The sequence below is a fragment of the Cyanobium gracile PCC 6307 genome, assembly GCF_000316515.1.
Classification (GTDB): Bacteria; Cyanobacteriota; Cyanobacteriia; order PCC-6307; family Cyanobiaceae; genus Cyanobium; species Cyanobium gracile.
The window spans coordinates 1,088,113-1,102,483 of sequence record NC_019675.1; the positions used below are offsets into that span (position 1 = coordinate 1,088,113).

The 14,371-nt window shown below is 64.5% G+C and carries 4 protein-coding genes; 3 read left to right on the top strand and 1 reads right to left on the bottom strand.

Annotated elements, in window-relative coordinates; translation table 11 throughout:
- Window positions 1–328 precede the first annotated feature (328 nt).
- Both CYAGR_RS19380 and CYAGR_RS05200 read left to right on the top strand, forming a co-directional pair.
- The gene (locus tag CYAGR_RS19380) at window positions 329–12,415 is read left to right on the top strand and encodes a Calx-beta domain-containing protein (RefSeq protein WP_015108736.1); all 12,087 of its coding nucleotides are present in this window, start codon (window positions 329–331) and stop codon (window positions 12,413–12,415) included.
- Between the two features lie 83 nt (window positions 12,416–12,498).
- The gene (locus tag CYAGR_RS05200) at window positions 12,499–13,056 is read left to right on the top strand and encodes a hypothetical protein (RefSeq protein WP_015108737.1); all 558 of its coding nucleotides are present in this window, start codon (window positions 12,499–12,501) and stop codon (window positions 13,054–13,056) included.
- A 274-nt stretch (window positions 13,057–13,330) separates the two neighbouring features.
- Here the strand turns inward: CYAGR_RS05200 and CYAGR_RS05205 are convergent, their stop codons facing one another.
- Window positions 13,331–13,822 carry a YajQ family cyclic di-GMP-binding protein gene (locus tag CYAGR_RS05205; RefSeq protein WP_015108738.1) on the bottom strand — a complete coding sequence of 164 codons (492 nt, stop codon included), beginning with the start codon at window positions 13,820–13,822 and terminating at the stop codon, window positions 13,331–13,333.
- Window positions 13,823–13,882: 60 nt separating this feature from the next.
- On the opposite strand from CYAGR_RS05205, the gene CYAGR_RS05210 reads away from it, so the two are divergent.
- Window positions 13,883–14,371, top strand: a complete 489-nt coding sequence (locus CYAGR_RS05210) for an MAPEG family protein (protein ID WP_015108739.1) — start codon at window positions 13,883–13,885, stop codon at window positions 14,369–14,371.

Below are 14,371 nucleotides of genomic sequence, written 5' to 3' on the forward strand. Positions count from 1 at the left end.
CGACGGATCAAGGTCCTTCCCAGGATGTACCTGACGTGACCCACGGCAGGTTCATGGCACGCGGGACACCGACGGCAAGCTCTCGGACCCTGGAGCGCCGGTCGGGCGGACAACCCATGAACAGCAGGTGAGTACCAGATAAGCGCCTCTATCGGACAAGTGAAAGGCGCAAGCGTGACAGCCGGTAAAGACTTAAATCTGGCTTAACAACAGCTGGGCCCCAGCTGTGCTATTCAATGCCCGTTCGTCGACATATCCCCTGGTAGCAACAGACACAAACTGTTGCACTTTGTCGCCAGGGATACACTTTACTTTACCGGAGGCAGGCATGGCAACGAGGACCTGGGATGGCGGAGCCGCCACCGACCTCTGGAATCTGGCCGATAACTGGGATACCAATGTCATCCCCAGCAATGGCGATGACATCGTCATCGCGCCAGGTTTCGGGACAACGATCTTCAACGGATCCAGCCCTCTCGCGTCCCTCGCGGTCACCTCGCTTGACTCCGGCAGCAATCTGACGGTGTCCGGAGGTCTGCTGAGTGTCAGTGGCACCGCCAGTTTCGCAGCGGCTCTCAGCATCACTGGCGGCACTCTCGAGCTCAATGGCTCCAGCAGCATCAACACATTCGCCCAGTCGAGCGGCTCGCTGTCCGGCACCGGCACGGTCACCATAACGGGTCCCAGCACGATCACCTTCGGAGATCATCGCGGCAGCGGCACCACCATCCTCCAGGGGCCCACCACCATCAGCGGCAGCGGCTTACGCCTCGATGGTGGTCGCACCCTGCAAAACGAGAACACGCTCACCTGGAGCGGTGGTCAGATCCTCTTCAACAACACCTTCACTGGAGGATCAGGCGGCCCTGGATCGGGCACGATCAACAACATCGCCGGCGCCACCTTCACGGCCTCGGGGGATTCGGCGAGCAGCATCGCAGCGAGTAGTTTCGGGGTTTCCGATGATGGCACTGATGCCCTGTTTACCAATGCCGGAACTTTCCGCAAATCCAGCAGTAGCGCAACTAACATCACCACCGTTGGTGTCCTGTTCAACAACTCTGGAACCGTCGATGTTCAGACCGGGAGCCTGAACCTCAGCGGTGGCGGCATCCATACAGGCAACTTCACAGGTCTCGCCGGGATCATCAATTTCTCAGGCGGTACGCATCAGCTCAACGCCGGCTCCAGCATCACGACGCAGAACGTCAACTTCGGCGGCAGCGGCACCACGACGATCAACGGCACCTACAACGTCAGCGGCTCAACCGGCATGTCGGGCGGTAACGCATCGATCAACGGCACTCTGACAAGTCTGGGATCGGCGCTGAATATCTTCGGCGGCATCCTGAATCTCAATGCCAGCAATGCCACTGTCGCAACGCTGACCCAGATTAGTGGTGGGCTAGCAGGCACGGGCAATCTCACTGTCACCGGTGCCGCGACCATCACCTTCGGTGATCATCGCGGCAGCGGCACCACCATCCTCCAGGGGCCTAGCACCATCAGCGGCAGCGGCTTCCGCCTCGATGGTGGTCGCACCCTACGCAACGAGAACATCCTCACCTGGAGCGGTGGCGCGATCGTCTTCAACAACACCTTCACCGGAGGATCAGGCGGCCCTGGATCGGGCACGATCAATAACATCGCCGGCGCCACCTTCATCGCCTCAGGGAATTCAGCGGCCAGCATCTTCGCGAGCAACTTCAGCGCCGGCGACAATGGCGCCGATGCCCTGTTCACGAATGCCGGTGCGTTCCGCAAATCCGACAGCGCCGATAACAACACGACGGCTGTTGACGTCGTCTTCAACAACACCGGCACGGTGGACGTGCTCACCGGCATCCTCGACCTCACCAATGGAGGCACCCACACCGGCAACTTCACCGGCACCGCCGGCACGATCGGCTTCGGGGGCGGCACCCATCTGCTCAATGCCAGCTCAAACCTCACCACCCAGAACGTTCGCTTCAGCGGCAGCGGCACCACCACGATCAACGGCACCTACAACGTCGCCGGCACCACCAGCCTCACGGCCGGCAGCGCCTCGATCGGCGGCACCCTCACCAGCCTGGGCGCGGCGCTGAACATCAGCGCCGGCCTTCTCAACCTCAATGCCAGCAATGCCAGCGTCGGGACCCTGACCCAATCCGGCGGTGGGCTGGATGGCACGGGCACCCTCACCGTCACCGGTGCAGCGACGATCACCTACGGCGACCACCGCGGCACGGGCACCACGATCCTCCATGGACCCACCACGATCAGTTCCAGTGGCTTCCGCCTCGATGGTGGCCGCACCCTGCGCAACCAGAACATCCTCACCTGGAGCGGCGGCCAGATCAATCTCAACAACACCTTCACTGGAGGATCAGGCGGCCCTGGGTCGGGCGCCATCAACAACATCGCCGGCGCCACCTTCATCGCCTCAGGAAATTCTGCGACCAGCATCGCCGCGAGCAGCTTCAGCGTCAGCGACAACGGCAGCGATGCCCTGTTCACCAACGCCGGCACCTTCCGCAAATCCGGCAGCAGCGACACCAGCACAACCACCGTTGACGTCATCTTCGACAACACCGGCACCGTGGATGTGCTCACCGGCATCCTCAACCTCACCAATGGTGGTACCCACACCGGTAACTTCGCTGTGGCCGCTGGCGCCGTGATCGGTTTTGGGGGCGGCACCCATCAGATCAATGCGGGCACGATCACCTCACCCGGCACGGTACGGCTGAGTGGCAGTACCACCGTCAACCTCAACACCGCCTATGCGATCGCGGGCACCACCGAGATTCAGAGTGGTTCCCTGAACCTCCTGGGAGGCAACGCCTCCACGGGAGCTCTGATTCAGAGCGGCGGCACCGTGGCCGGCACCGGTGATTTCACCGTGTCCGGAGGGTCAGCTTTCAGCTCCGGCGACCACAGGGGCAACGGCACCACCATCCTCCAAGGCCCCGCCACGATCAGCTCAGGCGGCCTCCGCCTCGATGGTGGCCGCACCCTGCGCAACCAGAACACGCTCACCTGGAGCGCTGGCCAGATCCTGTTCAACAACAACATCAACGGCACCTCCATCCCGGGTTCGGGCACCATCAACAACATCGCCGGCGCCACCTTCATCGCCTCGGGGAATGGGGCGAACAGCATCGCTGTGAGCAACTTCAGCGCCGGCGACAATGGCAGCGATGCCCTGTTCACCAACGCCGGCACCTTCCGCAAATCCGGCAGCAGCGACACCAGCACAACCACCGTTGACGTCATCTTCGACAACACCGGCACCGTGGATGTGCTCACCGGCATCCTCAACCTCACCAATGGTGGTACCCACACCGGTAACTTCGCTGTGGCCGCTGGCGCCGTGCTCGGCTTCGGGGGCGGCACCCATCAGATCAATGCGGGCACGATCACCTCACCCGGCACGGTACGGCTGAGTGGCAGTACCACCGTCAACCTCAACACCGCCTATGCGATCGCGGGCACCACCGAGATTCAGAGTGGTTCCCTGAACCTCCTGGGAGGTAACGCCTCCACGGGAGCTCTGATTCAGAGCGGCGGCACCGTGGCCGGCACCGGTGATTTCACCGTGTCCGGAGGGTCAGCTTTCAGCTCCGGCGACCACAGGGGCAACGGCACCACCATCCTCCAAGGCCCCGCCACGATCAGTTCAGGCGGCCTCCGCCTCGATGGTGGCCGCACCCTGCGCAACCAGAACACGCTCACCTGGAGCGCTGGCCAGATCCTGTTCAACAACAACATCAACGGCACCTCCATCCCGGGTTCGGGCACCATCAACAACATCGCCGGCGCCACCTTCATCGCCTCGGGGAATGGGGCGACCAGCATCGCCGCCAGCAACTTCAGCGCCGGTGACAATGGCAGCGATGCCCTGTTCACGAATGCCGGCACCTTCCGCAAAACCGGCAGCAACGACACCAGCACAACCACCGTTGACGTCACCTTCAACAACACCGGCACGGTGGATGTGGACACCGGCATCCTCGATCTCAGAAATGGCGGCACCCACAGCGGCAACTTCGATGTGGCGGCAGGTACCGTGCTCGGCTTCGGGGGCGGCACCCACCGGCTCACAGGCGGCACGGCCACAGGGAGCGGGACGCTGAGGCTGAGCACAGGCGTGCTCGACATCACGAATCCCTACACCGTGGCTTCCGCCTTCAGCATGACAAACGGCTCCGTGCAGGGTGCGGATCTGACGCTGAGCGGCCCAGCCAGCTTCACGTTCGGTGACCATCGCGGCAGCGGCACCACGATCCTTCAGGGGCCCACCACCATCAGCGGCAGCGGCTTCCGCCTCGATGGTGGTCGCACCCTGCGCAACCAGAACACGCTCACCTGGAGCGCTGGCCAGATCCTGTTCAACAACAACGTCAACGGCACCTCCATCCCGACTTCGGGCACCATCAACAACAGCGCCGGTGCCACCTTCATCGCCTCAGGGGATTCAGCATTCAGCATCACCGCCAGCAACTTCGGCGCCGGCGACGATGGCGCCGATGCCCTGTTCACCAATGCTGGCACTTTCCGCAAATCCGGCAGCATTGCCACCAGCACCACAACGGTTGACGTCGCCTTCAACAACACCGGACTGGTGGAGGTTCTCAGTGGCAACCTGAACTTCTCCAATTTCAACCAGACGGCCGGGGAAACTCGGCTCACCGGAGGCACCCTCCTCTCCTTCAATAACATCAATATCACCGGCGGCATCCTTAGCGGCCAAGGGATCATCGACATCAATAACAGCGGGATCGACACCCTGAATCTCGACAATTCCAGGATCACCCCCGGCACTGGCGTCAACGACTACAAGACCCTGACGATTGAAGGAAACCTCCAAGGCAGCGGTGATAGCTCCGTGGACATTGAAATCGGCAGCCTGACGTCCTTTGATGTTCTCAACATCATCAATGCCGCAAATTTCATCACTGGCGACAGGATCAATATCACCACTGCAGTCGGCTTCACCCCCAACGCAGGGGATAGTTTCAGAGTTCTGACCTACGGATCGGCCCCTGCCGACCTAGCCAGCAGGCTCCAGTTCACCAATCTGTTCATCAGCCCCACGCTGAGCTACCAGCCCATCTTCAACACCAACGATGTCACGCTGCAGGTCGTGCAAACGGCGGCTCCAGGCAGCTTCAGCATCAATAACGCCAGCGTCGTGGAAGGAAATGGCGGCACCCGAACGATTGTCTTCACGGTCAGCCTGGACAATGCGGTGGCAGGTGGTGCCAGTGTCAGCTATGCCACTGCCAATGGCACAGCAACGGCCGGGGTGGACTACGCCGCCACCAGCGGCACACTGAACTTCACTGGCATCGCCGGGGAAACCCAGACGATCTCGGTGACAGTCAATGGTGACTCGTTGGTTGAACTCAACGAAAGCTTCTTGGTCAATCTGAGCAACCCGACCAACGGAGCGCTCATCGCCGATGGACAAGGCGTTGGCACCATCACCAATGATGATGCCGCCACCCTGAACATTTTCAATGTCGTCCAGTCAGAGGGCAACACCGGTACCACCGAATTCCTCTTCAACGTCTCCCTGACCGCCGCCGTCGACGTGCCCATCAGTGTCGACTTCGCCACCAACAACAACACCGCCACCCTGGCCGACAACGATTTCCAGGCGGCGAGCGGCACTCTCAACTTCAGCGGCACCGCCGGTGAGACCAGGCAAATCAGTATCAATGTCGTCGGTGACACCAACGTCGAATCGAACGAAAACTTCTTCGTCAACCTCAGCAACCTGCAGGCCGGGGGACGCAACGTCTCTCTGGGCGCCTCCCAGGGGGTAGGCACCATTGTCAATGACGACGTCGCTGCCCTGCCCACCATCACCCTGGCCGTCTCCCCGGCCAGCGTTCTGGAAAACGGTGCCACCAACCTCGTCTACACCTTCACCCGCACCGGCGCCACCACCAATCCGCTCACCGTCGACTACACCATCGGCGGCAGCGCCACCAACGGCACCGACTACGGCCTGATCCCCGCCTCCGTCAGCTTCGCCGCCGGCTCGGCCACCGCCACCGTCACCGTCGATCCCACTGGCGATGCCGTCGTCGAGGCCAACGAGACCGTTTCCCTGACCCTCGCCGCCAACGCCGCCTACAGCATCGGCACCGCCGGAGCCGTCATCGGCACGATCAGCAACGACGACACCGCCGGCATCACCGTCACGACCGGGCCGGAGGGCTTCCGGCCCAAGCGGCTGACCACCACGGAAGGGACCACCGATCCCACCGTCATCGCCGCCTGGCGGTTTGACGAGACATCCGGCTCCACCGCCTTCGCCGCGGCGGGCACGGTCAACGGCTCGCTCCTGGGCAACGCCAGCTTCTCGGCCGGGGGCTTGAGCGGTGGTGCCGTGACCATGTCGACGGCCGGCAATGGGTTTGTGGACATGGGGAATAACTTCTCCTTTGGAAACACCAACAGCACGTTTTCCCTTGTTTCCTGGGTGAAGCTGCAGAGTGGTGACACCAATGGCTACATCGTGGCCGGGCGCCACCAAGCCGGAGCGATCGCTGGCTATTTCAACGGGATCAACAATACAAACAGTGGCTCCGGAGAGGTGACTGGTGGTGCCATTCACTACCAGTCCTACCCCAATCCCGTCAGCACCAATCTGGGCCTGAACGATGGCAACTGGCATCAGATTATCGGCGTCCACGACTTCAATGCTGGGAGCCTTGCCCAGTCACGGCTTTATGTGAACGGTGAGCTTGTCGACACCGAAGGATACACTGGTTTTAATAGCTCTCTGGCTAATTTCAGCGTTGGTGGCATTCTGAATGCGGCCGGTACGCAGATGATCGGCGCCCTCACGGGCACCGTCGACGAGGTGAGCATCTGGAGCCGAGCGCTCACGGCATCCGACGCCAGGTATCTCTATGCCAACCCGGGTGCCCTGGCTGTCACGCCCAGTTTCACGGTGGTTCTCAACAGCCAGCCCACCGCCGACGTCACCATCGGGATCTCGAGCTCCGACACCACGGAAGGCACCGTCTCCACCTCCTCGCTCGTCTTCACCCCCGCCAACTGGAACATTCCCCAGACCGTCACCGTCACCAGCGTCGATGACGCGATTGTCGACCGTGACGACAACGGCATTGCCAATGGCATCGGCGTCGCCTACTCCATCGTCACCGCCGCCGCCACCAGCAGCGATGCCAACTACAACGGTCTCAACGCCGACGATGTCGGCGTCACCAACCTCGACAACGACGCCGCCTCCCTCTCCATCGACGACGTCACCGTCACCGAGGGCGATTCCGGCACCAAACTCGCCGTCTTCACCGTCACCCTGAGCAACGCCGTCGCCGGTGGCGTTTCCGTGAACTATGCCACCGCCAACGGCACCGCGACGGTCGGCTCCGACTACGTCAACAACTTCGGTACCATCAACTTCACCGGCACGGCCGGTGAAACGAAGACCGTCTCCGTCACCATCAACGGCGACAGCACGATCGAGGATGACGAAACCTTCGTCGTCAACCTTTCGGGCCTCACCAAGGCCGGTGTGACGATCGCCGATTCCCAGGGCGTCGGCACCATCACCAACGACGATCTCACCCAGCTGCCCGTCATCACCCTGGAGGTCGCGCCCGCCAGCGTGCTCGAGAACGGCGCCGGCAACATCACCTACACCTTCACCCGCACCGGCGCCACCACCAATCCGCTCACCGTCAACTACACCATCGGCGGCACCGCCACCAACGGCGCCGACTACGGCACCATCCCCGCGTCCGTCACCTTCGCCGCCGGTTCGGCCACCGCGACGGTCACCGTCGATCCCACCGCTGATTCGATCCTCGAGCCCAACGAAACCGTCTCCCTCACCCTCACCTCCAACGCCGCCTACAGCATCGGCACCGCCGGCGCCGTCACCGGCACCATCACCAACGACGACGACGCTTCCTTCTCCATCAGCGATGTAACGGTCGTGGAGGGGAACACCGGCACCAGGCTCGCCGTCTTCACCGTCACCCTCAGCAACGCCGTCGCCGGTGGGGCATCAGTGGCCTACGCCACCGCCGCTAACACCGCGACGGCCGGCTCTGACTACATCGCCACTGCCGGAACACTCAACTTCACCGGCACCGCCGGCGAGCAGCTCACCGTCTCCGTCACCATCAACGGCGACACCACGGTTGAGCCGAACGAATCCTTCTTCCTCAACCTCTCGGCCCCCACCAACGGCGTCACCCTGGCCGACGGCCAGGGCCGCGGCACGATTATCAATGACGACGTGCCGCCCCAGCCCGCCGGCACCCCCGTCCTGTTCTTCTCCGCCGTCACTGCTGCCAATGGCCGGGAGCTCTGGCTGACGGACGGCACCCAGGCGGGCACCCGGCAGGTGATCGATGCCTTCCCCGGAGCAACGGGGGCGTTCCCCTCCACTGTTCAGCTCGTGAACGGCACGCTCCTGTTTGCCTCCGACGACGCGGCGGGTGACACCGAGCTCTGGTTCACCGACGGCACGACGGCCGGCACAGCCCAGCTGGTGGAGATCAATCCGGTCACCAGCGCCTCCAGCGCCATCGCCCCGACGTTCATCACCCCGTTCGATGGCGGTGCCCTCTTCTTCACCGACGACGGCATCAGCGGCAACGAGCTCTGGTTCACGGACGGCACCGCCTCCGGAACGCGGCTGCTCGCCGACATCCAGCCCGGCCCCACCGGCTCCCGCTCTGCCACCAACCCCGCGCGCCAGCTCACCGTCTCGGGAGGCAAGGTGTTCTTCACGGCGAACACCTCGGCCGCGGGCAACGAGCTCTGGGTGATCGAGAGCGTCGCCGCCGGCCCGCGGCTGGTCCGCGACATCCTCCCCGGCAGCGGCAGCAGCGGCATCTCCGTCCTGACGGCGTTCAACGAGGGCGTCTTCCTCTACGCCAACGATGGCCTCAACGGTGTGGAAGCCTGGTTCAGCGACGGCACCGCCGCTGGGACCGCATCGCTCGGCAACCTCAGCCCGCTCGCGGCTGCCCGGGCAACCAACCCCACCGTGGTCGGTGACAAAGTCTTCTTCGCCATCGAGGTCAGCAACACCCCAGGTGTGCTGGGGGGAGAGCTCTGGGTCTCGAACGGCACGGTGGCCAACACCACGCGCCTGCTGGCCAATGTCCAATGGCCGATCAACACGGTGGGCGCCATCAACGGCAAGGCCGTCTTCATCGCCAACGATGGCGTCTCGGGCTCGGAACTCTGGATCAGCGACGGCACCCCCTCCGGGACCCGCCTGCTCAAGGACATCCAGCCCGGCGGCATCAACAGCAACGGCGCCCTGGCCGCCGGCCCGGGGATCGTGTTCAACGGCGAGCTCTACTTCCGCGGCACGACGACGGCGGAGGGGGCCGAGCTGTGGAAGACCGATGGCACCGAGGCCGGCACCGTGCTCGTCGCCGACATCAACCCCGGCACCGGCAGCAGCAACGTCAGTCTCCTCTTCAGCACGATCCTCAACGGGCGGCTCTACTTTCAGGCCTCGACCCCTGGCGAAGGACTCGAGCTCTGGTCGACGGACGGCACCGCCGCCGGCACCACCCGGGTGGCGGACATCAATCCAGGAACGGCCGGCTCGACGCCGACCAACTTCTCGGTGCAGGTGCTGGCGCCCCCCGTGGTCTCCATCAGCCTGACGCCCGCCACGGTGGAGGAAGGGGAAGCCTTCACGCTCACCGCAACGCGGGGCGGGGCCGTGCTCAGCCAGCCCACCACCGTCACCTACACGATCACCGGCGCGGCGGCAACGGCCGGTGACATCGTCACACCCCTGACGGGCACGATCACCATCCTCGCCAACCAGACGACGGCGACGCTCACCATCGCCACCGTCGACGATGCGGTCTTGGAGGCCAACGAAGCCTTCACCGTCACCATCACCAACCCCGTCAACGGCTCGATCGGCACGGCAACTGCCACGGCCACGATCATCGATGACGACACCGCTCCCCTGCCCCTGATCACCCTGGCCGTCTCCCCTGCCAGCGTGCTCGAGAACGGCGCCGCCAATCTCGTCTACACCTTCACCCGCACCGGCGCCACCACCAACCCCCTCACCGTCAACTACGCCATCAACGGCACCGCCACGGGAGGGACCGATTACGGCGCCATCCTCTCCTCCGTCACCTTCGCCGCAGGCTCCGACACCGCGACGGTCACCGTCGATCCCACCGGAGACACGGTCCTCGAGCCCAACGAAACCGTCTCCCTCACCCTCACCGCCGATCCCGCCTACCTCATCGGCACTCCCGGCGCCGTCACCGGCACCATCACCAACGACGACGACGCCTCCTTCTCCATCGGCGATGTCTCCATCGTGGAGGGCAACAGCGGCACCTCCACCGCCATCTTCACGGTCACCCTCAGCAACGCCGTCGCCGGTGGCGCTTCGGTGAACTTCGCCACCGCCGACGGCACCGCCTCCGCCGGCTCCGACTACGTCGCCACCTCCGGCACCCTCAACTTCGCCGGCACCGCCGGTGAAACCCAGACCGTCGCCGTCACCATCAGCGGCGACACCGTCTTTGAGCCCAACGAAACCTTCTTCCTCAACCTCACCGCTCCCACCAACGGCGTCACCCTCCTCGACGGCCAGGGCCTCGGCACCATCACCAACGACGACGCCGCTCCCCTCCCCGTCATCACCCTGGCCGTCTCCCCCGCCAGCGTGCTCGAGAACGGCGCCGCCAACCTCGACTACACCTTCACCCGCACCGGCGCCACCACCAACCCCCTCACCGTCAACTACGCCATCAACGGCACCGCCACGGGAGGGACCGATTACGGCGCCATCCTCTCCTCCGTCACCTTCGCCGCAGGCTCCGACACCGCGACGGTCACCGTCGATCCCACCGGAGACACGGTCCTCGAGCCCAACGAAACCGTCTCCCTCACCCTCACCGCCGATCCCGCCTACCTCATCGGCACTCCCGGCGCCGTCACCGGCACCATCACCAACGACGACGACGCCTCCTTCTCCATCGGCGATGTCTCCATCGTGGAGGGCAACAGCGGCACCTCCACCGCCATCTTCACGGTCACCCTCAGCAACGCTGTCGCCGGTGGCGCTTCGGTGAACTTCGCCACTGCCGACGGCACCGCCTCCGCCGGCTCCGACTACGTCGGTACTTCCGGCACCCTCGCCTTCGCCGGCACCGCCGGTGAAACCCAGACCGTCGCCGTCACCATCAGCGGCGACACCGTCTTTGAGCCCAACGAAACCTTCTTCCTCAACCTCACCGCTCCCACCAACGGCGTCACCCTCCTCGACGGCCAGGGCCTCGGCACCATCACCAACGACGACGCCGCTCCCCTCCCCGTCATCACCCTGGCCGTCTCCCCCGCCAGCGTGCTCGAGAACGGCGCCGCCAACCTCGACTACACCTTCACCCGCATCGGCGCCACCACCGATCCCCTCACCGTCAACTACACCATCGGCGGCACCGCCACGGGAGGGACCGATTACGGCGCCATCCTCTCCTCCGTCACCTTCGCCGCAGGCTCCGACACCGCGACGGTCACCGTCGATCCCACCGGAGACACGGTCCTCGAGCCCAACGAAACCGTCTCCCTCACCCTCACCGCCGATCCCGCCTACCTCATCGGCACCACCGGCGCCGTCACCGGCACCATCACCAACGACGACGCCGCCTCCTTCTCCATCGGCGATGTCTCCATCGTGGAGGGCAACAGCGGCACCTCCACCGCCATCTTCACGGTCACCCTCAGCAACGCTGTCGCCGGTGGCGCTTCGGTGAACTTCGCCACCGCCGACGGCACCGCCACCGCCGGCTCCGACTACGTCGGCACTTCCGGCACCCTCGCCTTCGCCGGCACCGCCGGTGAAACCCAGACCGTCGCCGTCACCATCAGCGGCGACACCGTCTTTGAGCCCAACGAAACCTTCTTCCTCAACCTCACCGCTCCCACCAACGGCGTCACCCTCCTCGACGGCCAAGGCCTCGGCACCATCACCAACGACGACGGCAGCTCCATCACCGGCACGCGAAACCGAGACACCCTGATCGGTACCGCTGGCGACGATCTGATCACCGGACTTCAGGGCGCCGACACGATCCGTGGCAATGGCGGCGCCGACCGGTTCGTCTACACAAGCATCGTCGATGCCGGTGACACGATCATCGACTTCAACCGGGCCGAGGGTGACAAGGTTGACCTGACAGGGGCTCTGGCAAGCGTGGGATACACAGGCACCACACCGATCACGGATGGCTACCTGAAATTCGTCACCATCGGCAGCGACACGATGCTTCAGATCGATCCCGATGGATCGGGCCTGGCCGCCGCCCGAAACTTCATCCTGTTCACGAACGTCTCGCTGGCCACCCTCAGCAACCCTGACAACTTCAGTCCATTGGCTCCGACCGTGATCTGAAGAACAGATGAGCCAGACTTGAGCTAAGGTGAGAGTCGACTTCTCTGCTGGCTCCCTTCCGCAACCAGCACGCCGTTTCTCCGATGACCAGCCTCCTTCCCAAACTTGCCTTCGTCACGACAGGTCTGGCTCTGGGTATGGCAGTTGTCCAGCCTGCCCCCATCAAGGCGGCGGTCGTGGACTACACCTTCGACATCCTGATCGACTCGGGCCCTCTGACGCCCAACAGCTACTCAGGCACGTTTTCCTACAACAGCCAGACCTTCGGCCTGACAGATTTTTCCTTCCTGTTTCAAGGCACGCAGTACGACGAAGGCGATGATCCAAATGCTTCGGTCATTTTCGACAACGGTGTTTTCCTGGGCCTGGAGTATTCGGTCGACACCCTGCCCGCCTTCTCCTTTGTACCGGGTTTCTTTGATGTCAGTGAAGCCTTTTTTGCCTACGACCTCGATGCCATCGGCAGCCAGGGTGGTGCCGGCAGCCTGGCCTTCACCAGAGTCGTGACTCCAGACACGTCCGCCGTACCAGGTCCGCTTCCCCTATTGGGTGCCGCCGCCTGCTTCGGCTACAGCCGCAGGCTCCGTCAGCGGATCCAACGCACCGCCGCTGTCCCGGCTCCCGCCAGCAAGCCCGACTGATCGGGGTCGAATGGGGGCCATGGCGCCGGTAGGGCATTGCCCATCTGCCGTGGTGGGGATATGGCTGCCCTATTGCCCAGGTTTTGAACTGGCTGGCGAGCTGGGAGATTGTCCAGCCCCCGGTCCTGGCACCGAGCCAAGATCCTCTCACCGCCCCCGCACGGCGACCCCAGCGACCCGCCTGATCCTGCGGTCCCTGGCCCTCTGCCGGTCCTTGGTGTCGCCGCCGCCTTCCGGCTCAACCGGCGCCTGAGTGCCAGGATCCGCGGCCCCCTCAGCGGTAGTTCTCGAACTGCAGCGGCACCTCCAGGTCCTCCGCCCGCAGCAGGCTGATCACCTGCTGCAGGTCGTCCTTGTTCTTGCCGGTGACGCGCAGGCTCTCGCCCTGGATCGCCACGGTCACCTTCTTGACCTGATCCCGCACCAGCTTGCTGAGCTTCTTGGCCAGCTCCTGGGTGAGGCCCTTGCGCAGCTTGATCACCTGCTTCACCCGGTTGCCACCCACCGGCTCGGGGGTCTGCAGATCGAAGATCTTCAGCGACAGGTTGCGCTTGGTGGCCTTCTGGCGCAGCACGTCCACCACCGCGTCGAGGGTCATGTCGCTGGCGGTGGTGATCGTCAGGCTGGCCTCCTCCACGTCGATCTCCGTGGCCGAATCCTTGAGGTCGTAGCGCTGGCCCACCTCGCGGCGCACCTGGTCGACGGCGTTAACCAACTCCTGGCGGTCGAAGTCGGAGACGACGTCGAAGGAATAGCTGTCGGCCATGGCGCAGGCGAAGGCAAGGCAGCGCCAGCCTAGAAAAGAGACCCCAGCCGCCCTGTCCCGATGGCCACCTCCCTGCTCAGCCCCCTCCTGGCGGCCAGCATCGCCCTGCCGGTGCTGCCGGCGGCCGCTGGCGGGCCCTTCGCCTGGTCGCTGGTGCTCTCGGGAGCCGTGGTGGTGCTCAGCCTGATCCCCCTGGGCGCCGCCCGCTCCCAGGCCGACTTCACCCCCTCCGACCTGGCCGCCCCCCGGGCGATGTTCGAGCGGCTGCCGGCCTGGGGCAAGCGGGCGAACTGGGCGCACCAGAACAGCTTCGAGGCCTTCACCCTGCACGCCCCCGCCTGCCTGCTGTGCTTGCTGGTGGCCCCTGGCGTACTGGCGGCCGCCCCGTGGGCGCCCCTGGCGGCCTGGCTGCACCCCCTGCTGCGGGCGGGCTACCTGGGGGCCTATGTGGCCAACCTGCCGCCCCTGCGCAGCCTCTGCTGGGCCGGCGGCATTCTCTGCACCGCCCTGCTGTATTCCGAAGGGCTGCGGGCGGTGCTGCGCAGTTGA